This is a genomic window from Desulfurivibrio modestus (genome assembly GCF_044068625.1).
Taxonomy (GTDB): Bacteria; Desulfobacterota; Desulfobulbia; order Desulfobulbales; family Desulfurivibrionaceae; genus Desulfurivibrio.
On sequence record NZ_JBIPKH010000001.1, the window covers coordinates 77,527 to 96,694 of the forward strand.

Below are 19,168 nucleotides of genomic sequence, written 5' to 3' on the forward strand. Positions count from 1 at the left end.
TTGCCTTATTTTCTAATTTTTTGCCGCAACCGCTCAACCAGCATGGTCAGCTCGGGCAGATTGAGGCGATGGAGTACCAAGCCGTAAAGCAGGGCGCCGCTGACCACGCAGACCGCCACCGCCAGGATGTCGAGCAGGAGCCGATCTTCCGTCAGGCCGGCGGGAAAGAGCCACTGGCGCAAGGCGAAAAGCCAGAGCGCCATCAGCAAAGAGGCCAGGCCGATCTTGCCCAGGCCCTTAAAAACCGGAACCAGGGGGTGCCCCCCCACGGTCCGGTAGAGCATGACGCTCAGAAAGATAAAGTTGGCGGTCATCGCCACCGAAATGGAGAGTGCCAGGGCCTGGTGCCGCAGCCATTCAATGGTGGCCAGAATGAAGAGCAGATTGACCGCCATGGTCAGGAAGCTGCCCATCACCGGATAGCGGGGCCGATCCAGGGCGTAGAAAACCGGCACCATGATCTTGACCGCAGCGTAAGCGAAAAGGCCCACGGCATAACAGCTCAGGGCCTCGGCGGTACCGATGGTGGCCAGGGTATCGAAACGGCCATGTTGAAAAATTATCCGGATAATCGGCCGGGCCAGCAGCACCAGCCCGATCGCCGCCGGGATGCTGAGGCAAAAGGCCATGTTAAGCGAAGAAACATAGGTCTCCTTGAGGCGGGGAAAATCGCGCTCGGCGGCAAAGCGGGAAACCACCGGCATGGTGGCCACCGACAGAGCCACCCCGAACAACCCCACCGGCAACCAGAAGAGCCGGAAGGCGTAGTTGAGCCAGGAGAGGGTCCCCTCGGCCAGGGAGGAGGCGAAATAGGTGTTGATCAGGATATTGAGCTGCAGGGGAGCCAGCCCCACCACCGCCGGCAGCATCAGGACCAGAATGCGCCGCAGGCCGGGATCGCGGAGATCCAGGTGGAAGGTAAAACGGAAACCGGCGCGGAACAGGGCCGGCAACTGGCAGGCCAGTTGCAGCACCCCGCCCAGCAAAATGCCGATCGCCATCCCGACAATGGCCGGCTGGCCGAAACGGGGCAGCAGCAGCGCCAGCCCCACCCCGCCCACCAGTGAACCCAGGTTGAAAAAACTGGAGGAGAGGGCCGGCACGAAAAAGCGGCCCTTGGTGTTCAAAACCCCCATCACCACGGCGGACAACGATACCAGGACCAGAAAGGGAAACATGATGGCGGTGAGCCTGGCGGTCAGCTCCACCTTGCCCGGGGTCTGGGCGAACTCCGCCTGGACCAGCAGCCCCACCAATTGCTCCGAGGCCATTATCCCCACCAGGGTCAGGATACTGAGAAAAACTCCGAAAAAAATCAGAACGTTACTGGCCAGTTTCCAGGTTTCCCGCTCTCCCCGGGTGGCGTTGTAGCCGGCGAAAACCGCGACGAAGGCGGCACTCAAGGCCCCCTCGCCAAAGAGGTCCCGCAGCAGATTGGGGATCCGGAAGGCCACCACAAAGGCGTCGAAGGCGTAACCGGCCCCAAAGAGGATGGCAAAGGCCTGCTCCCGCACCAGCCCCAAGACCCGGCTGCACAGCACCGCCACGCTGACCACCGCGGCGGAACCGGCAATGGTGGCGGTGGTGGCGTGGTGGTCGGAGGTTTTCGGCATGGGCTGACAGCCTCGGTCTTTAGTCAAAGCTTCCCAGCCACAAAGGGCGGGATGGGGGCAAGGCGGAAACAACTTAGCAGGCGCAACCGGCAAAAACAAGGGTCGTTTCACCCCGCCGGCTTGACATGGGCCCGGGGAGCGGAATAGTATGCCCGGCAGGCAGGACTTACAGCGGCACCACGAGTTGTAGAACCAATATCCAAGGTTGAGAAGAGGCGGGAAGATGTCGAGCTATACCTGTGCGGTGCTGACCACCAGCGACAAGGGCTCCAGGGGGGAGCGGGAGGATACCAGCGGCCCGGCCCTGCGCCAATTACTGGCGGAGCAGGGATTTACCGTGGCCGGGCATGCCCTGGTACCCGACCGGATCGAGGAGATCCGCCAGGCGGTACTGGCTTGGGTTGACCGGGATCAGATCGACCTGATCGTCATTACCGGGGGCACCGGCCTTAGCCCCAGCGACGTTACCCCCGAAGCGACAAGAACTCTGCTGGATCGGGAAATTCCGGGAATGGCGGAAGCGATGCGGGCCGCCAGCCTGCTCAAGACCAAAAACGCCATGCTCTCCCGCGGCCTGGTCGGCACCCGGGGCCGGAGCCTGATCATCAACCTGCCCGGCAGCCGCAAGGCCGCCCTGGAAAACCTGGAGGTACTGCTGCCCGTCCTGCCCCATGCCCTGGAAAAGATCCAGGGCAGCACCCGGGATTGCCAACCGTAACGGCCGGGCTCAGCAGCTTATCTCAACTATTGGCTCATCCTTCTTTTTCTTGGGCAGAGCCGCGATCTCCCCGATCAGGTAAGGCTTTTCCCCCAGAGCCTCCAGCTGGTTGCAGGCGTCTTCCGCTTCCTTGGCGTCCACCACCACCACCATCCCGATTCCGTTGTTGAAAGTCCGGCACATCTCAAACTTGGAAACCTTGCCGTTTTCACGCAGAAATTCAAAAATCGGCAAAACTTCCCAGCTCTGGGAGTTGAGCACCGCCCTGCAGCCGTTGGGCAAGACCCGGGGAATATTGTCGATGAGCCCTCCGCCGGTGATATGGACCATCCCCTTGACCTTGTAGTTCTTGATCAGGTTGAGCAGGGTCTCGCTGTAGATCCGGGTGGGTCGCAGCAGCTCCTCCCCCAGGGTACAACCGAATTCGTCGATCCGGTCGTTAACCGAAAGTTTCATATCCTCGAAGCAGATCTTGCGGACCAGGGAGTAGCCGTTGCTGTGAATTCCGCTGGAGGCCAGGCCGATCAGGGTATCCCCCACCCGGATATCGGAACCGTCGATGATCCTTTCCCGTTCACAGATCCCGACCACAAAGCCCGCCAGATCATACTCGCCACTGCGGTACATCCCCGGCATCTCGGCGGTTTCCCCCCCAATCAGTGAGCAGTGGGCGATCTCACAACCCCGGGCGATCCCTTTAACCACATCGGCGGCCACCTCGAGGTCGAGACCTCCGGAGGCGAAATAGTCCAGAAAAAAGAGAGGATGGGCCCCGGACACCGCGATGTCGTTGACGCACATCGCCACCAGGTCGATGCCGATGGTATCGTGTTTGTTGCACATCTGGGCGATCATCAGCTTGGTCCCCACCCCGTCGGTGGAGGAGACCAGCACCGGGTCCTTGTATTTGCCGCTGCCCAGGGCAAACAGGCCACCAAAACCACCGATGCCGGTCAGGACCCCGGAACGGAAGGTGGCGGCAACCATCGGCTTGATCCGTTCAACAAATTCGTTACCCTTGTCGATATCAACCCCGGCCTCGGCGTACCGGGAGCTTTCCTTCTTAGCCATATAATATCTCGTGATTACTTGCGAAAGTTTGGGGAATAAGGTCAAAAATTAAAGAGCGGGGGCCCATGCCTGCCGGCGTGAGACAAGCCGTACTCTTTACTGACCAGCGGTCAAAAAGTCAACGAATTTTGCCTTTGCTCACATTGACCTTAATCCGATTGTGCATTATCTTCCCACACAATACAAGGTCATTTCGAATCCGCTTTAAACCTCCTGGCCCAGCCATCGGATTATCGACGGAAACCAATCACCCTCCACCACCAAGGAGTCACCAAGGTATGGAAGATCGCACCGAACGTTGCCTGCGCCTGGCGCGGGAAGAACATTTCTGTCCCCATTGCCAGCAGAAACTCTCCTGCTGTGAAGCCCCCCCCTTCCATGTCGGCGACGGCCTGGGCTGGGGCACCGATATCATCTTCGTCTGCCTGAACGATGAATGTCCCCTCTACGTCAAGGGCTGGCAGGAGTTTGAGGACCGCTACGGCCATTCCGCCTCCTGCCGCTACATCCTCTGCCCGGGTAACGAAAAAGGAGAGAGTATGATGGTGGGCGGACCCAATGCCTTCAAGGGCTCGGAGGTCGACATCGACACCCTTATGGCCCAGAATGCCCGCTACCATCGCGAGAAGGAAGCACAGGCCAAACTGGCCACTTGTGTCGCCGAGAACAACCTGGAACCGGTTCTTTATCTGTTAACCGACGAGCATGCCGAACTGGCGGTTCGCAAACAGGCCTGCGAGCTGCTGCTGCAGCTGAAGGACCTGGCCTGCATCGACCCCCTGCGCAACCACAGTTTCCGCAACACCGACCTGGAACAGCAGGTCAACATGACCATTCCGGAGTTGCTGAAAATGATGCACCGCAAGGAGTGCCCGGCCTGTGCCGAAATCGTCAAAAGCCAGGCCAAAACCTGCAAGCATTGCGGCCAGGCCCTGTAACCGGGGAGCAATCGTACCCCGGCCGCGCAATTTCCCCTTGCCAAAGGCGGGGAGATTGGCTATATAAGGCGATTCCTGGCCCCGTCACCTCAAAGCGGCGGAACCGGGACTATGGTGGGCGTGGCTCAGTTGGTTAGAGCACCGGGTTGTGGCCCCGGAGGCCGTGGGTTCAAGTCCCATCGCTCACCCCATAGCATAATCCGGCCCCGTCCGGTGAGATACGAAAACCCGCTTCCGGCAAAGGAAAGCGGGTTTTTTTTGTCGGCCAGCCACATTCTATCTTGAGGGCAGCGGCTATAAGAGCCGTCGCCCCCAACGCAGATAGGTCGGGATCTGGAGATACTGCTCACAGACCATTGCCGACCGCGGACTGCGATCACGCCCTCCGCCAACAAGCGAACCGTTGGCCTTACCCTCGGCCCCCGGCGCGTCGTTATTCCCCGTCCCCAAGCAATCCGGGCAGCACTCCACCCCTTTTCTCTCTTTCGAACAATCCATACCTTTCCTCCTCCCGATGAAAAAATATTTGAGCCAAAACTGTGATCTATTGTACCCTGGGGGGTCAGACATATGGTGTCCTAGCAATAAAAAATATGAGCGCGAACCATGCCGGAAAACAAGTCGCAACTGGCCCGCCTGTTGTTCATCGACGACAGAATCCGTCGGGGGATGGCCAGCGGCAGATTGGCCAACTGCTCCAGCCTGGCCGGGGAGTACGAAGTTTCCACCAAAACCATCCAGCGGGATATCGAGTTTCTCCGGGAGCGCTGGAACGCGCCGCTGGCCTACGACCAGCGGCGCCGGGGATTTTATTATCGCGAGGAAAACTACGGCCTGCCCGCCCTCCATGTCAACGAGGGCGAAATGGTGGGACTGTTGCTGGCCCGGCGGGGGCTGGAGGCCTATCGCAATACCCCCATCCATGACAGCCTGGTTTCGGTTTTTAAAAAACTGGCCGAATCACTGCCCGACCGGGTCTCGGTGGACGCGGCCTGGCTGGGCGACCGCATTTCAGTCCTGCCGGAGCAGCACACCATCATCGACCCCGAGAGCTGGCACAGGGTATGCCGCGGCTTACAGCAAAACAGCACCCTGGCCTTCAACTACCGCAAGCCCGGCGCCGCCTCTTCCCGCCGCCGCCAGGTTGACCCCTACCATCTGGCCCATTACCAGGGGGGCTGGTATCTGCTCGGCCACTGTCACACCCGCCGGCAACTGTTAACCTTTGCCCTCTCACGAATCAGCGCCGTGGAACCATTGGCCGACCACTTTCTCCCCCCGGCGGATTTCAACCCGGAGGAAAGTCTGCAAAAAAACTTCGGCATCTTCATGGGCAACAGGCCTTGCCGGGTAAGCCTTTTTTTCAGCCCAGCCGCCGCCCCCTACGTGGCGGAGCGGGTCTGGCACCCGGAGCAAACCCTGCGACCCCTCCGGGATGGCGGCGCCATCCTGACCCTGCCGGCTGCCGACCTTACCGAGATCCGCCGCTGGGTGCTTTCCTGGGGCAGCCAGGTGAAGGTCCTGGGCCCCGAGGAGCTGGTCCAGGCGATCAGAGCGGAAACTGCCGCAACCCTGGCCCGCTATCACCACGACAGTCAACCCGCCGCCCCACCGGGCCACGACAGAGAATAATCGCGGCCCCCTTGGCGAAATCACGGCAATTTGCCCGACAACTGTGCTATGATTGGGCCCCGACGTTTTTTTTCGACAAGGCTTAGGCAACAGGGAATCGCAAAGCAAATGGTTAGCGGATGATCTGGTCGGTTTTGGCAATTTTTGGGGTCGCCCCCTGGGCTGTCCTGATGGCACGGCTGCTCCCCCGGCAGTGCGGGCTGGCCCTGGCCCTGCTCCCTTTGGGCCTGAGCCTGTTTTTTCTCACCCGGTTGCCGCGGATCGCCAGCGGTGAGGTGATCACCGAGTCGTGGTCCTGGGCGCCGGGGCTGCAGATCAATCTCTCCCTCTACCTGGACGGCCTGAGCCTCCTTTTCGCCCTGCTGGTTACCGGCGTGGGGGCCCTGGTGGTTTTTTATGCCGGGGCCTACCTGCGCGACCATCCCCAGTTGGGCCGCTTCTATTGCTGGCTGCTGCTCTTCATGGCCTCCATGCTCGGCCTGGTGCTGGCCGGTAATGTATTGACCCTGTTCATCTTCTGGGAACTCACCTCCATCACCTCCTATTTCCTGATCGGTTTCGACCACGAGCGGGAAAAAGCCCGCAAGGCCGCCCTGATGGCGCTACTGATCACCGGGCTCGGCGGCGCCGCCCTGCTGGCCGGTCTGCTGCTGCTGGGGGCGGCGGCCGGCGACTACGAGTTCACCACCCTGCTGGCCCAGGGAGAGTTGCTGCGTGACCATCCCCACTATCTGGCCGCTCTGCTGTTGGTGCTGGCCGGGGCCTTTACCAAGTCGGCCCAGGTGCCTTTCCATTTCTGGCTGCCGGCGGCCATGGAGGCGCCAACCCCGGTCAGCGCCTACCTCCATTCAGTGACCATGGTCAAGGCCGGGGTCTATCTGCTGGCTCGCTTTCACCCGGTTCTCGGCGGTACCGACCCCTGGCTGTTGCTGCTCACCGGCTTCGGGGCCGCCACTCTGCTCCTCGGAGCCTGGCTGGCCCTGCTGGAGACCGACATGAAAAAGATTCTGGCCTATACCACGGTCAGCGCCCTGGGCACCCTGGTCTTTTTGCTGGGCCTGGGCACGCCGTTGGCGCTGCAGGCCGCCATGGTCTACCTGCTGGCCCACGCCCTCTACAAAGGGGCCCTGTTTCTTTCGGCCGGGGCAGTGGACCATGCCATGGGCACCCGCGACATCTCGCGGTTGCGGGGTCTGGCCCGACCGCTGCCGCTACTGGCGGTGGCGATCTCCCTGGCGGCCCTTTCCATGGCGGGCATCCCTCCCCTGTTGGGGTTTATCGCCAAGGAGTCCCTCTACAAGGCGGCCCTGATCCAGCCGCTGGCCATGGCCGTGGCCTGGACCGCCGGGGTGTTGCTGGTGGCGGTGGCTGCCCTGCTGGTCCTGCGCCCCTTTTTCGCGCCGGCTGAGAACCCGATGCCGGTCAAGCACCAGCCCGCCCCCGCCCTCTGGCTGGCGCCCCTGCTGTTGGCCCTGGCCGGTTTGCTCTGGGGGATCTTCCCGACCCAGATTGACACCTCTCTGCTGGCGGCGGCCTCGGGCGCCATCGGCGGCACCCCGCCCATCCCCCTGGAGCTGGCGCTGTGGCACGGGGTCGACCGGGTGCTGCTGCTCAGCCTGCTGACCCTGGCGACCGGCCTTCTGCTCTACCGGCTCCAGCCTTGGCTGCTCAATCGACTGGCGGGCCTGCCCCCCCTGGCCGCCTGGGGACCGGAGCGGCTCTACGAACTGGGCCTGGCCGGCCTGTTCGCCGTGGCCCGCCGGCAGACGGCAATCATCCAGAACGGTTATCTGCGTTACTATATCCTGACCATCGTGCTTTTTGCCATCGGCTTGACCGGCACCACCCTGATGCTCAAGGGGATCGCCCTGCCGGTCCCGGCCTTGACCGGGGCCAGACTGTTCGAGATGACGGTGACGGTAATGATTCTGGGTGCGGCGGTGATGGCGGTCCTCTGCCCCAGCCGCCTGGGGGCGGTGGTGGCCATGGGAATCATCGGTTACGGGGTGGCCCTGTTTTTCATCTATTTCGGAGCCCCCGACCTGGCCATCACCCAGTTCGTCATCGAAACCGTCACGGTGATCCTCTTTGTTCTCTGTATTCGCCTGCTGCCCCCCTACCTGCCCCGGGAAAAGGGGGTGGTCCGGTGGCGCAACGCCCTGGTGGCGGGGGCCAGCGGCACCCTGATGACCCTGCTGGTGCTGGTGGTGCTGGAGACCGGCGGCGGCTCCAGGCTGTCCGACTTTTTCGCCGATCAGACCTGGCCGGCGGCCCACGGCCGCAACATCGTCAATGTGATCCTGGTTGATTTCCGGGCCATGGATACCCTGGGAGAGATCGTGGTTCTGACCCTGGCCGGGGTGGGGGTTTACGCCTTGCTGCATCTTCGCGGCCGGGGCGGGGAGGGCAAGTCATGCCGTCTTTGATTCTGCGCACCGCCACCCTCTATCTGATGCCCATGCTGCTGCTGCTTTCCGCCTTTCTACTGCTGCGGGGGCACTACCTGCCGGGCGGCGGCTTCGCCGGCGGCCTGCTGGCGGCCACCACCTTCTCGCTGCACTGCCTGGCCAACAGCGCCGAGGAGACCCGTCGCCTGCTCCGGGTGCCCCCCATCTCCCTGGCCGCCATTGGCCTGTTGCTGGCAGCGTTAAGCGGCAGCTGGTCCCTGCTGGCGGGCGAACCCTTTCTCACCGGCCAGTGGGTCAAGCTTGAGGCCGGAGTTCTGGGCCAGTACAGCCTGGGTACCCCGCTGCTGTTTGATCTGGGAATCTACCTGGTGGTGATCGGGGCCACCCTGGCCATCGTGCTTACCCTGGCCGAGGAGGAGTGACCATGGAAACCCTGCTGGCCCTGGTGGTGGGTTTTCTCTTCGCCGCCGGGGTTTATCTGATGCTCAGCCGCACCCCGGTCAAACTGGTGATCGGGCTGGCCCTGCTCTCCAACGCGGTCAACCTGCTGATCTTCACCGCCGCCGGCCTGACCCGGGGCAAACCGCCGCTGGTACCTCTCGATGCCGTCAGACCCGCAGGGCTGGTCTCCGACCCCCTGCCCCAGGCCCTGGTGCTGACCGCCATCGTGATCTCCTTCGGGCTGCTGGCCTTCACCCTGGTCCTGTTTCGCCGCACCCACGAGGAGCAGGGCACCCAGGATATTGACGAAATGACCGAGGGTGGCCCATGAACCTGCTGGTTCTGCCCATTCTGCTGCCCCTGGTGACGGCGGCGCTTACCCTGCTCTGCTGGCGCTCCGTGCCGGCCCAGCGCTGGATCAGCAGCCTGGGGGCCACCGCCCTGTTGGCGGCGGCGATCCTGCTGTTCATCGAGGTGCGCCAGAACGGGGTGATCGCCACCCAGCTGGGCAACTGGCCGGCGCCCTTCGGCATCACCCTGGTGGCCGACCTCTTCAGTGCCGTCATGGTGGTGATGGCCGGGCTGATCGGCTGGGTGGCCGCCATCTATTCCCTGGGCAGCGTCGACCGGCAGCGGGAAGAGACCGGTTATTACCCCTTTGTCCATTTCCTGCTGATGGGGGTCTGCGGTGTTTTTCTCACCGGCGATCTGTTCAACCTCTATGTCTGGTTCGAAGTGATGCTGATGGCCTCCTTCGTGCTGATGGCCCTGGGCGGCGACCGGTTCCAGATGGAAGGAGCCTTCAAGTACGTGGTGCTCAACCTGATCTCCTCGGTATTTTTTCTGGCCGGGATCGGCATTATCTACGGCCTGACCGGCACCCTCAACCTGGCCGATCTGGCCCAACAGCTTCCCCTGCTCGAAAACTCGGCCCTGGTCACCACCCTGGCCATGCTCTTTATCACCACCTTCGGGATCAAGGCCGGTATCTTCCCCCTCTTCTTCTGGCTGCCCGCCTCCTACCATACCCCGCCGGTGGCGGTCACGGCGCTGTTTGCCGGCCTGCTGACCAAGGTGGGGGTCTACGCCCTGATCCGGGTCTTCACCCTGCTCTTTGTCGGTGATCTCGGCTATACCCATACCATCCTGCTGGTGCTGGGGGGGCTGACCATGGTGACCGGGGTACTGGGGGCCGTGGCCCAGGAGGAAGTCCGCCGGCTGCTCTCCTTCCATATCATCAGCCAGATCGGCTACATGGTGATGGGGCTGGGGCTTTACTCCCATCTGGCCCTGGCCGGAGCGATCTTTTTTCTGGTCCATAACATTCTGGTCAAGACCAGCCTTTTTCTGGTCAGCGGGATCGCCCGCTATTACGGGGGCAGCTACCGGCTCGACCAGCTGGGGGGGCTCTACCGCTGGGCCCCCTTCCTCTCCCTGCTCTTTCTGCTGGCGGCCCTCTCCCTGGCCGGGATTCCGCCCCTGTCGGGATTCTGGGGCAAACTGATGCTGATCCGGGCCGGCCTCGAGCAGCAGGCCTGGCTGCCGGTCGCCACGGCCCTGGGGGTCGGGCTGCTGACCCTCTTTTCCATGACCAAAATCTGGATGCGGGCCTTCTGGCCGGCCCGGGCCATCATCCACCCCCCGCTGCAACCCATCGACTGCGCCGAACTGCGCTGGCCCCTCTACGCGCCGCTGGTGCTGCTGGTTAGCCTGAGCCTGGTGATGGGCCTGCTGCCGCAAGCCGCCCTGGAGGTGGCCTTTACCGCCGCCGCCCAGCTAATGGACCCGGCGGAGTATATCCGGGTCGTTTCGGGAGAAGGACCATGAGCGTATTCTGGGGCAATATCTTTCTGCCGCTGGTCTGGATGGCCCTGACCGGCCAGTTTACTTTTGCCAACTACCTGATCGGCTTTTTGATCACCTCCCTGGCCCTGTGGGTGGTCCACAAGCCCGGTGAGGTCAATCTGCTGATCTACCTGGCGCGGCTGGGCCGCTGGCTGCGCTTCGGCCTCTTTTTTCTCAAGGAGCTCACCGTTTCCAGCCTGCGGGTGGTGCACGATATTCTCACCAAAGGCCACGGCATGCAGCCGGCTGTGATCGCCGTGCCGCTGGACCTGCAAAGCGACCTGGAGATCACCCTGCTGGCCAGCCTGGTCACCCTGACCCCGGGTAGCCTCTGTCTGGAGGTCTCGCCGGAGCGGGACGTGATGTTCATCCACGCCATGTATGTGGATGATGCGGAGGAGTTTCGCCGCCAGATCAAGGAGAAGATGGAGTATCAGGTGCGGGAGGTGCTGCGATGACCCTGGTGCAACAGGCAATCTACCTCGCGGTGCTGCCGCTGCTGGCCCTGGCCCTGCTGCTGGCTTTTGTGCGGATGCTGCTGGGCCCCAGCCTGCCGGACCGGGTGGTGGCCCTGGAGACCATCGCGGTGACCTCGGTGGGGATGATCGTGGTTTACGCCGTGGCCAGCGACGAACCGGTACTGCTGGATGTGGCCAGTGTCTGGGCGATCATCTCCTTTGTCAGCATCATCGCCTTCGCCCATTACATCGAACGCTGGAGACGCAAATCATGAAGGAGCTGATCGTCATCGCCCTGCTGCTGTCGGGGGCCTTTTTCATGGTGGTGGCCGCCCTGGGCATTCTGCGCATGCCCGATATCTACATGCGGATGTCCTGCAATGCCAAAGCGGTGACCATCGGCCTGGGCCAACTGCTGCTGGCCCTGGCCCTCCATTTTGGCGAGATCGGGGTCGGCGCCCGAGCCCTGGCCACCATCGGCTTTGTGGTGCTGACCATCCCGGTGGCCTCCCATCTGCTGGGGCGCGCCTCCTACCTGAGCGGTCAACCCCTCTGGCAACAAACCAGCCGCGACGAATGGCGGGGCAAAGAGGCAAAACCCGGCAAGTGAAGTGACCGCCACCCCAACCCCAAGGAACCTTTTAATGAACCGTTTACTGGCCCAAATCGTGCTGGTCCTGATGGCCATCGGCCTGCTCTACAGCATGTACGCCTTCTCCCAAGGTCGTTTCATCGAGGCCATGGTGATCTACCCCCTGCTGATCGCCGGCTACCTCTTTTCCCGGACCATCGGCAAAAACCGCGGGGATGACTGACCAACTCTCAGCCGTTCAGCCCCAGGACCCGGCGCTTGCCGCTGATCCTGGCATCCAGCAGGTCGGCGGCCTTGAGCGGATCGGCCTCCACCACGAAACTGGCCCCCACCAGCCCCTCCAGGCCATGCAGGGCCAGATCGGTCACGGTTTTTGACCCGAGAATGTTGGGGGGCAGGCCCAGGTGGGTGTAGATCCCGCTGGCCACGGCGTAAAGCCCGATGGCGGCAGCCTTTTCCGAATACCATTCCGGCGAGGAGGCCGCCACCGGCAGATCGGAGATATCCACTCCCAGTTCCCCGGCAATCAGGGCACAAAGATGGATAATCCGGGAGTTGTCGACACAACTGCCCATGTGCAGCACCGGCGGGACCCCCAAGGCGCCGCAAACCTCCTTAAGGCCCGGACCCGCCATGGCGATGGCCTCGGGCAACAGCAACCCGGCCTTGCCGCAGGCGGTGGTAACGCAACCGGTGACCAGCACCATGATATCTTTTTCGATCAGGGCCCGGGCCAGCCCAACGTTGCAGGAATCCTGGCGCAGCTTGGGGTTGTTGCAGCCGACAATGGCGACAAAACCACGCACTTTTCCCGCCTTGACCGCCTCCAGCAGCGGCGTCAGGCTGCCGCCCAGGGCGGCAAGCAGGGCCTCGTTGCTGAAACCGGTCATCATCTCCAGGGAGGAGCCGGGAATCTCCACCCGCCGGGGGTCACGCCGACTGAACTGGCCGATGGCGATCCTGACGATCTCCTTGGCCTGGGCCAGGGCGGTGGCCGGCTTGATGTCGAAATGGATCGCCCCGGTGAAGCGGGCCTTGTTGGCGGTGGTGATGAATTTGGTGTGATAGCAGGCGGCGGCCTGGACCAGGCTGGGCATAATGCACTGGTAGTCCACCACCACCGCCTCAACCGCCCCGGTGACGATGGCCAACTCGGTCATCAGGTGGTTGCCGGCCATGGGGATACCCCGACGGGCCAGAATTTCGTTGCCGGTGCAGCACAGACCTGCCACGTTGATCCCTTCGGCCCCGGCGGCGGCGGCTTCGGCCAGCAGCTTCCGGTCGTTGGCCGCCTCGACAATCATCTCGCTGACCACCGGATTATGACCATGGACCAGGATATTGACCTGATCCTGGCGTAAAACCCCCAGGTTGACCCGGGCCTTTTTGGGGGTCGGGGTTCCGAAGATCACATCGGAGAGCTCTGTGCCGATCATCGATCCGGCCCAGCCGTCGGAGAGCGCGGTCCGGGCGGCATGGATCAGGGTGCTGGCCGCGTCGTTATCACAGCCCATGTGGGTCCGGTGCATCATCTCGGCGATCTCCCGATCCACTCCCCGGGGAGTCATCCCCAGCCGACGCCAGAGCTCCTTGCGCTTTTCCGGCACCCGGCAGAGAAAGGCGACCTCGCGCTGGCGGGATCCGAAATCGGCATAAAGCAGTTCCATCAACTCCCGGCCAACCGCCAGCAGCTCCCGACCCTCTACGGCGATCCCCAGTTCGGCGGCAAGCCGGCGCAGTTTGCCCTCATCACTGATCCGATAATCGCTGGTTTCCCCGGTGACGATGGCCTCCAGCACCTCGATCAGATCCCGGCCATGGTCGGAGTGGCCGGCCGAGCCCCCGGCGATGAAGCGTCCGAAGTTCCTGGCCACGATCACATCGGCGTCGGCCCCGCACACCCCCCGCTTCAGCTTGCTCCCCTCCTTGTCGCTCACCCGGCAGGGGCCCATCACACAGTTACGGCAGGTGGTGCCCAGCTCGCAGAATTTGCAGTGGGGGGTTTGGGTTTCCAGGCGATCCCAGGCGGTTTCAACCCCGTCCCGCTCCGCTTTGACCAGCATCTTGGCGGCATCTTCCCAGATGGTTTTCTCTGCGATGCTCTTTTTTTTCGGGGCCATGGCTTCCTCCCTTGCTCCTTTTTTTCAGTGGCGGTTGACCCCGCCATTCTACCCGCCCAAGCCGACAATATCACATCTTAATTCCCCAACGCTTTTACGGTTTACGGCGGGCCCGCTTTCGGGTATATAACACGATTCGTCCTTTTTCCCGGATTATCAACCGAGCTAATTAATTGCCATGCGCGCATAAGCCAAATAGATGGAGGAAGTTCCGATGGATCTCACATTCAAGTCCGCTGTTTTCACCACCGAAACCCTGAAGCTGGCCGATACCCAAGAGATGATCGTTCGCGGCGGTCGCGACAAATTTCCCCTGCTGCCCAAGGCCTTTGCCGGCATCAAGCAGATCGGGGTGATCGGCTGGGGCTCCCAGGGTCCGGCCCAGGCCCAGAACCTGAGAGACTCCCTGGTCGGCACCGACATTCGGGTCAAGATCGGGCTCAGGGCGGGCAGCTCCTCCATGGCCGCCGCCCGGGGCGCCGGCTTCACCGAGGAGAGCGGAACCCTGGGCGAGATGCATCAGGTGATCCGGGAATCGGAGATGGTTCTCTTCCTGATCTCCGACGCTGCCCAGGCCGAGCATTACCAGGAGGTGTTCGACAACATGAAACCCGGAGCCACCCTGGGCCTCTCCCACGGTTTTCTGCTGGGGTATCTCGAAAGCATCGGCAAATATTTTCCCAAAAACATCAACGTGGTCGGGGTTTGCCCCAAGGGGATGGGACCTTCGGTGCGCCGCCTCTACGAGCAGGGCAAGGAGGTCAACGGGGCCGGCATCAACTGCAGCTTCGCGGTGGAGCAGGATATCGACGGCAAAGCCACCGATCAGGCCCTGGGCTGGGCGGTGGCGGTGGGCGCCCCCTACATCTTCAAAACCACATTAGGCAACGAGTTCCGCAGCGACATCTTCGGTGAGCGCGGCATTCTGCTGGGGGCGGTCCACGGGATCGTGGAGATGCTCTACCGCCGCTTCGTGATGGAGCAGGGGGTTGACGAAAAACAGGCCTTCATCGATTCGGTGGAAAATATCACCGGCCCCATCAGCAAGACCATCTCCCACCGGGGAATTATTGCTGTTTACGAACAGTTGGATGCCGAAGGCCGGGCGATCTTCGAGCGGGCTTACTGCCACAGCTACCTGCCGGCTTTCGATATTCTGCTGGAGATGTACGACGAGGTCTCAAGCTGCAACGAGATTCGCAGCGTGATCATGGCCGGCCGCCGCCACTCCCGTTTCCCCATGGGCAAGATCGACGGCACCCGGATGTGGCAAGTCGGCGAGCAGGTCCGGGCCGAGCGCCAGGGGATGCCGGCGGTCAACCCCCTGACCGCCGGGGTTTACTGCGCCACCATGATGGCCCAGATCGACCTGCTGATCGAAAAAGGCCACTGCCTGAGCGAAGTGGCCAACGAATCGGTAATCGAGGCAGTGGATTCGCTGAACCCCTACATGCACCACAAGGGCGTGGCCTACATGGTGGACAACTGCTCCACCACCGCCCGCCTGGGTTCGCGCAAATGGGCCCCGCGCTTTGACTACAACCTGGCCCAGCAGGCGATGGTCGATTTCGACGCCGGCAAGCCCGCCGACACCAACCTGATCGAGGCCTTCAAGAGTCACAAGATTCACCAGGCCCTGGCCGCCTGCGCCGAACTGCGGCCCACCGTGGATATCGCGGTTCTTTAAGCCTTTTTCGTCGCGAACCAACCAACTCAAACCCAAATCGCCCGTCATGGTTCAACCTTGACGGGCGATTTGGGTTATTCCAGCTCTTTTTTGGCGACTTCGAAACAGATCGGGCAGTAGGAGTGGCTGGGCCGAATCCCCGCCTTGCGGGAGAGGTACTGTTCCATGCTCAACCAGGGACCGCTGCCCGGCTCCCGCCCCTCGTCGTCCCGGATCTTACGACAGACCGCGCAGACCGGCAAAATATCCTCGTAAAGCTTGATCCGTTTCTTCAGGGCTCTTCTTTCCAGGCAGATATTGACCCGCACCTGCAACTCTTCAAACTGGTAGGGCTTGAGCAGATAATCGTCGGCTCCCAGACGAATCGCCTCGATGGCCGACGGCAGGGCCCCATAGCCGGTGAGAATAATCACCGCGATATCAGGCTCCTCCTCCCGCAGACGGCGCAGCAATTCCAGACCATCCATCCCCTCCATCAACAGGTCGCTAATCACCAGATCGAAAGAGCCGGGAGAAAAAAGCCGCAGGGCCTCGTCCCCGCTGGCCGCCGTCTCCACCAGGTAACCCGCCTCGGTCAGGTCGAGCGCCAGGCTGGCCCGAATCAGCTCTTCATCGTCAACCAGCATGATTTTCTGCTTTTTCATCTTTTCTCCTGCTCCTCCGTCAGCGGCAGCCAAACCGTGAAAGAGGTTCCCTTGCCCGCCTCGCTCTCCACCTCGATACGGCCGTTGTGGCGCTGAATGATGCCATAGCTGACCGACAAGCCCAGGCCGGTACATTTAACCGCCGGTTTGGTTGAAAAAAAGGGCTCATAGATATGGGCCAGGTCATCAGGGGCGATCCCGCTACCGGTATCGCTGATCCGTACCATCACCTCGCCGTCAACCAAACCGGTGCTGATCAGGATTTCGCCCCCCTCGGGGCCGATCGCCTCCCGGGCATTGGTCAGCAGGTTGAGAAAAACCTGCTTCAACTGATCGGGCACCGCCTTGACCCTGGGCAGATCGGGGGAAAAATCCCTCCGTACCTGGATCCTGGCGTTCTGCATATCTTTTTTGCAGAGCAACAGGATATCTTCCAAGGCAACATGGAGGTCCAGCGGGGCGGTCTTGGCCGAAGTCGGCCGGTTGAAGCTTTGCAGATCACTGGTCAGCCGGGCCACCCGATCGCACTCACGCACCGCCATGTCCACCAGTTCCTGATCGCCGCCGGCCAGGGGCAACCGTCGGCGCAAGCCATGCAGCACATTACGGATGCCGCAGATCGGATTATTGAACTCATGGGCGATGGAGGCGGCCAGTTTTCCCACCGCGCTCAGTTTTTCCGAGTGGAGCAGTTGCCGGTAAAGTTTTTCCACCTCCGCCGTTCGTTCCGCCACCCGCCGCTCCAGAACATCGTGGGAAAGCTGAAGATCCTCTTCGATCTTCTTGCGCCGCTCCACCTCGGCCTGGAGTTCGCGGTTTCTCTGGGCCAGTTCCGCGGTCTGGCGGCTGATCTCCTGCTCCAGCTGCCACTGGTAGCGATTGCGAATATCTTCCACCCTTTTCCGTTCGGTAATATCCTGAAGCACCAGCCAGCAGGAACTGCCGTCGCCCCCGGCTTGGGGCAACAGGGAAACCAGGACCTGGGCTTCGCCCAGGAAAAGGGAACTCTCCTCCCCCAGAATCAGCGGCGGCGGGCCGCCCGTATCGGTCACCTTGGCCGGCGGAGCTTGCAAGGCCGCGGCCAGCAGGGGCAGGGCCTCCCCCCGCAAATATTGGAAAAAATCGTTGGCAAGCAGCTTCTCTTCGGCGATCCCGATCATCGCGGTCACGGCCCGGTTGGCAAAGACAATCCGGAGTTCTTCCCGGTTCAGCTGGACCACCCCATCGGTCATGTTCTGCAAAATAGCGTCGAAGTAGTGGCGAACATTGAGCAACTCCCGGGTAATATCCCGCCGATAGAGCTCTTCCCGACCCAGAACCCGATCACCCACCACGCCGGGCTGCTGGACAAACATCGCCAACACTTCGCGAATATTGCCCTTGAGCTGGGCAAAGGGGCCTTTGGCGATACAGGCATCGGCCCCCAGGGCGCGAAAATCAATATCCACGTCGGCGGCCACCGCCGAGAGGACCACCAACCGTACCCCCTGCAGCTCGGGAATGGCCCTGACCACCCGGCAGAGCTTATCCCCGCTGATGTTGGGCATGATCAGGTCAACGAAGATCACCTCGGGCCGGAAACTCTCCAAAACCCGCATGGCATCCAGGCCGTCGGTGGCACTCTTGACCTCATACCCCTCCTCGGCCAGAAAGTGGCAGAGCAGTTTGACAATCACCGGGTTGTTGTCCACCACCAGGATGCGTGCAATGGCCATGTTCACTCCCCTCCCCTCAGGGTTCGCCGCATCTTTGGTGTCTTGCAGCCACAGATTCGAGCCTGATTGAGAAAATATTCATCGGTCATGCCGGCGATAAAGTCGCGGACCACCGCCGTCTCGCCGGCCTGCTCCCGGTAGTGGGGAGCCAGCAGGCGGAGATATTCGGTGAAGATGGGGGCCCCATTCCGTTGGGAGCGAAGGTCGTCGAGGAAACGGCCGAACATGGTGCGGTAACAGGCGGCGATCAGGTCAAAGCCCTCCTTGATCAAGGGGTTGCGGTAAATGGCCTGGTAATTGAACTCCTTCAGGCGCCCCAGGGCCTGACCCACCGGCGGCGAAAAGCCGATCCGGTCCTCTTTAATCCCGTTGACGATCAGATCGGTGACCAGCCGGTAAACAATGCTGCCGTTGCTGCGCCCCAGCAGTTCGGAACACTCCCGGGGAATATCCTCCCGGCTGATCAACCGCAGCTCAATGGCGTCCTCGATATCCCGACCGATATAGGCGATGGTGTCGGCCAGCCGCACCACGCAACCCTCCAGGGTCATGGGCAGCAGCTCCAGGCCGGAGTCGGCCTGCTTGGCGGCGAACTCCCGGTCGAAGGCGGCAAAATCCTTATCCCGGTGGGGCTTGATCACCCGGTGATGGATCTCGCCGTCATGGCACATGATCCCGTCCAGCACCTGCAGAGTCAGGTTGAGCCCCCGCCCCCCCTTTTCTATTTTTTCCAGAAAGATCACGCTCTGCAGATTATGCTGAAAGGAGGGCAACCCATGCTCCCGGCAGAGCTGGTCCAACACCTTTTCCCCATCATGACCGAAGGGGGGGTGGCCCAGATCGTGCCCCAGGGCGATCGCTTCGATCAGGTCCTCATTGAGCCCGAGAAAACGGCCGATGGTGCGGGCGATTTTGGAAACCAACTGCACATGCAAGACCCGGTGGGTGATATGATCGTTGCGGACCATATAAAAAACCTGGGTCTTATCGATATAACGGGTGTAGGCCCGGGAATGAAGCACCCGGTCGGTATCGACGGCAAAGGACTGGCGGTGATCCCCCGGTTCCGCCCCACGCCGCCACGCACTTCGGCTCAAGGCGGCCAGGGGGGAGAGATGCCGGCTTTCCTTTTCGTCCAGGGCCTTTTTCAGGGCCAGCAGGGCGGGATCGACGGAGCAGGAGGGGTTCATGAATCACCGCTAAAAATTTTTCAGCAATTTTTTTTGCCAAAAGCCGGAGAAGGGTATCGCGGGCAACCAGCGAAACCACGATACTAATCATGCCCG

Annotated in this window: 18 protein-coding genes and 1 tRNA gene; 13 read left to right on the top strand and 6 right to left on the bottom strand. The window is 61.9% G+C overall.

Annotated features, from left to right (window positions below):
* Positions 1–5 precede the first annotated feature (5 nt).
* Positions 6–1,613: a murein biosynthesis integral membrane protein MurJ gene (gene murJ, locus ACHHRT_RS00370; RefSeq protein ID WP_395496677.1), complete on the bottom strand. Its 1,608-nt coding sequence runs from the start codon at positions 1,611–1,613 to the stop codon at positions 6–8.
* A gap of 223 nt (positions 1,614–1,836) precedes the next feature.
* On the opposite strand from murJ, the gene ACHHRT_RS00375 reads away from it, so the two are divergent.
* A complete protein-coding gene (locus ACHHRT_RS00375) occupies positions 1,837–2,331 on the top strand; it encodes a MogA/MoaB family molybdenum cofactor biosynthesis protein (protein WP_395496678.1) in 495 nt (164 codons plus the stop codon).
* Positions 2,332–2,340: 9 nt separating this feature from the next.
* Here the strand turns inward: ACHHRT_RS00375 and purM are convergent, their stop codons facing one another.
* A complete protein-coding gene (gene purM / locus ACHHRT_RS00380; protein ID WP_395496679.1) occupies positions 2,341–3,402 on the bottom strand; it encodes a phosphoribosylformylglycinamidine cyclo-ligase in 1,062 nt (353 codons plus the stop codon).
* Positions 3,403–3,680: 278 nt separating this feature from the next.
* Between purM and ACHHRT_RS00385 the strand changes: the two genes are divergently transcribed.
* The 11 genes from ACHHRT_RS00385 (at position 3,681) to ACHHRT_RS00435 (ending at position 11,939) form a co-directional block, all read left to right on the top strand.
* A complete protein-coding gene (locus ACHHRT_RS00385; RefSeq protein WP_395496680.1) occupies positions 3,681–4,340 on the top strand; it encodes a zinc ribbon domain-containing protein in 660 nt (219 codons plus the stop codon).
* 114 nt (positions 4,341–4,454) lie between these two features.
* Positions 4,455–4,531, top strand: a tRNA-His gene (locus ACHHRT_RS00390).
* A gap of 415 nt (positions 4,532–4,946) precedes the next feature.
* Positions 4,947–5,972 carry a helix-turn-helix transcriptional regulator gene (locus ACHHRT_RS00395; RefSeq protein WP_395496681.1) on the top strand — a complete coding sequence of 342 codons (1,026 nt, stop codon included), beginning with the start codon at positions 4,947–4,949 and terminating at the stop codon, positions 5,970–5,972.
* Between the two features lie 119 nt (positions 5,973–6,091).
* Entirely contained in the window at positions 6,092–8,398 is a 2,307-nt protein-coding gene (locus ACHHRT_RS00400; protein ID WP_395496682.1) for a putative monovalent cation/H+ antiporter subunit A, read from the top strand.
* Positions 8,386–8,802 (top strand): Na+/H+ antiporter subunit B, encoded by a 417-nt coding sequence (locus ACHHRT_RS00405; RefSeq protein ID WP_395496683.1) that lies wholly within the window; start codon positions 8,386–8,388, stop codon positions 8,800–8,802. The genes ACHHRT_RS00400 and ACHHRT_RS00405 overlap by 13 nt, the downstream gene beginning before the upstream one ends.
* A gap of 2 nt (positions 8,803–8,804) precedes the next feature.
* Positions 8,805–9,152: a Na+/H+ antiporter subunit C gene (locus tag ACHHRT_RS00410; RefSeq protein WP_395496684.1), complete on the top strand. Its 348-nt coding sequence runs from the start codon at positions 8,805–8,807 to the stop codon at positions 9,150–9,152.
* Entirely contained in the window at positions 9,149–10,648 is a 1,500-nt protein-coding gene (locus ACHHRT_RS00415; RefSeq protein ID WP_395496685.1) for a Na+/H+ antiporter subunit D, read from the top strand. The genes ACHHRT_RS00410 and ACHHRT_RS00415 overlap by 4 nt, the downstream gene beginning before the upstream one ends.
* Positions 10,645–11,124 carry a Na+/H+ antiporter subunit E gene (locus ACHHRT_RS00420; RefSeq protein ID WP_395496686.1) on the top strand — a complete coding sequence of 160 codons (480 nt, stop codon included), beginning with the start codon at positions 10,645–10,647 and terminating at the stop codon, positions 11,122–11,124. The genes ACHHRT_RS00415 and ACHHRT_RS00420 overlap by 4 nt, the downstream gene beginning before the upstream one ends.
* On the top strand, positions 11,121–11,399 hold the full coding sequence (locus tag ACHHRT_RS00425; RefSeq protein WP_395496687.1) for a monovalent cation/H+ antiporter complex subunit F: 279 nt from the start codon (positions 11,121–11,123) through the stop codon (positions 11,397–11,399). Before ACHHRT_RS00420 ends, ACHHRT_RS00425 begins: the two co-directional genes overlap by 4 nt.
* Positions 11,396–11,734, top strand: coding sequence for a monovalent cation/H(+) antiporter subunit G (gene mnhG, locus ACHHRT_RS00430; protein ID WP_395496688.1), 339 nt, complete (start codon positions 11,396–11,398; stop codon positions 11,732–11,734). Before ACHHRT_RS00425 ends, mnhG begins: the two co-directional genes overlap by 4 nt.
* Before the next feature lie 34 nt (positions 11,735–11,768).
* A complete protein-coding gene (locus ACHHRT_RS00435) occupies positions 11,769–11,939 on the top strand; it encodes a hypothetical protein (RefSeq protein WP_395496689.1) in 171 nt (56 codons plus the stop codon).
* A gap of 7 nt (positions 11,940–11,946) precedes the next feature.
* Here ACHHRT_RS00435 and cooS read toward each other — a convergent pair whose 3' ends face one another.
* On the bottom strand, positions 11,947–13,836 hold the full coding sequence (gene cooS / locus ACHHRT_RS00440) for an anaerobic carbon-monoxide dehydrogenase catalytic subunit (RefSeq protein WP_395496690.1): 1,890 nt from the start codon (positions 13,834–13,836) through the stop codon (positions 11,947–11,949).
* Positions 13,837–14,050: 214 nt separating this feature from the next.
* On the opposite strand from cooS, the gene ACHHRT_RS00445 reads away from it, so the two are divergent.
* On the top strand, positions 14,051–15,523 hold the full coding sequence (locus ACHHRT_RS00445) for a ketol-acid reductoisomerase (protein ID WP_395496691.1): 1,473 nt from the start codon (positions 14,051–14,053) through the stop codon (positions 15,521–15,523).
* Between the two features lie 74 nt (positions 15,524–15,597).
* Here the strand turns inward: ACHHRT_RS00445 and ACHHRT_RS00450 are convergent, their stop codons facing one another.
* Genes ACHHRT_RS00450 through ACHHRT_RS00460 form a run of 3 tightly spaced genes read right to left on the bottom strand, consistent with a single transcriptional unit; the run spans position 15,598 to position 19,072 of the window.
* The gene (locus ACHHRT_RS00450) at positions 15,598–16,167 is read right to left on the bottom strand and encodes a response regulator (RefSeq protein ID WP_395496692.1); all 570 of its coding nucleotides are present in this window, start codon (positions 16,165–16,167) and stop codon (positions 15,598–15,600) included.
* Entirely contained in the window at positions 16,164–17,882 is a 1,719-nt protein-coding gene (locus ACHHRT_RS00455; protein ID WP_395496693.1) for an ATP-binding protein, read from the bottom strand. The genes ACHHRT_RS00450 and ACHHRT_RS00455 overlap by 4 nt, the downstream gene beginning before the upstream one ends.
* 2 nt (positions 17,883–17,884) lie before the next feature.
* Positions 17,885–19,072, bottom strand: a complete 1,188-nt coding sequence (locus ACHHRT_RS00460) for a deoxyguanosinetriphosphate triphosphohydrolase family protein (protein ID WP_395496694.1) — start codon at positions 19,070–19,072, stop codon at positions 17,885–17,887.
* Between the last annotated feature and the right edge of the window lie 96 nt (positions 19,073–19,168).

Excerpts from the sequence above, each read along its gene's own strand:
- murJ (WP_395496677.1), bottom strand. The coding sequence starts at position 1,613 with ATGCCGAAAACCTCCGACCACCACGCCACCACCGCCACCATTGCCGGT.
- ACHHRT_RS00375 (WP_395496678.1), top strand. The coding sequence starts at position 1,837 with ATGTCGAGCTATACCTGTGCGGTGCTGACCACCAGCGACAAGGGCTCC.
- purM (WP_395496679.1), bottom strand. The coding sequence starts at position 3,402 with ATGGCTAAGAAGGAAAGCTCCCGGTACGCCGAGGCCGGGGTTGATATC.
- ACHHRT_RS00385 (WP_395496680.1), top strand. The coding sequence starts at position 3,681 with ATGGAAGATCGCACCGAACGTTGCCTGCGCCTGGCGCGGGAAGAACAT.
- ACHHRT_RS00395 (WP_395496681.1), top strand. The coding sequence starts at position 4,947 with ATGCCGGAAAACAAGTCGCAACTGGCCCGCCTGTTGTTCATCGACGAC.
- ACHHRT_RS00400 (WP_395496682.1), top strand. The coding sequence starts at position 6,092 with ATGATCTGGTCGGTTTTGGCAATTTTTGGGGTCGCCCCCTGGGCTGTC.
- ACHHRT_RS00405 (WP_395496683.1), top strand. The coding sequence starts at position 8,386 with ATGCCGTCTTTGATTCTGCGCACCGCCACCCTCTATCTGATGCCCATG.
- ACHHRT_RS00410 (WP_395496684.1), top strand. The coding sequence starts at position 8,805 with ATGGAAACCCTGCTGGCCCTGGTGGTGGGTTTTCTCTTCGCCGCCGGG.
- ACHHRT_RS00415 (WP_395496685.1), top strand. The coding sequence starts at position 9,149 with ATGAACCTGCTGGTTCTGCCCATTCTGCTGCCCCTGGTGACGGCGGCG.
- ACHHRT_RS00420 (WP_395496686.1), top strand. The coding sequence starts at position 10,645 with ATGAGCGTATTCTGGGGCAATATCTTTCTGCCGCTGGTCTGGATGGCC.
- ACHHRT_RS00425 (WP_395496687.1), top strand. The coding sequence starts at position 11,121 with ATGACCCTGGTGCAACAGGCAATCTACCTCGCGGTGCTGCCGCTGCTG.
- mnhG (WP_395496688.1), top strand. The coding sequence starts at position 11,396 with ATGAAGGAGCTGATCGTCATCGCCCTGCTGCTGTCGGGGGCCTTTTTC.
- ACHHRT_RS00435 (WP_395496689.1), top strand. The coding sequence starts at position 11,769 with ATGAACCGTTTACTGGCCCAAATCGTGCTGGTCCTGATGGCCATCGGC.
- cooS (WP_395496690.1), bottom strand. The coding sequence starts at position 13,836 with ATGGCCCCGAAAAAAAAGAGCATCGCAGAGAAAACCATCTGGGAAGAT.
- ACHHRT_RS00445 (WP_395496691.1), top strand. The coding sequence starts at position 14,051 with ATGGATCTCACATTCAAGTCCGCTGTTTTCACCACCGAAACCCTGAAG.
- ACHHRT_RS00450 (WP_395496692.1), bottom strand. The coding sequence starts at position 16,167 with ATGAAAAAGCAGAAAATCATGCTGGTTGACGATGAAGAGCTGATTCGG.
- ACHHRT_RS00455 (WP_395496693.1), bottom strand. The coding sequence starts at position 17,882 with ATGGCCATTGCACGCATCCTGGTGGTGGACAACAACCCGGTGATTGTC.
- ACHHRT_RS00460 (WP_395496694.1), bottom strand. The coding sequence starts at position 19,072 with ATGAACCCCTCCTGCTCCGTCGATCCCGCCCTGCTGGCCCTGAAAAAG.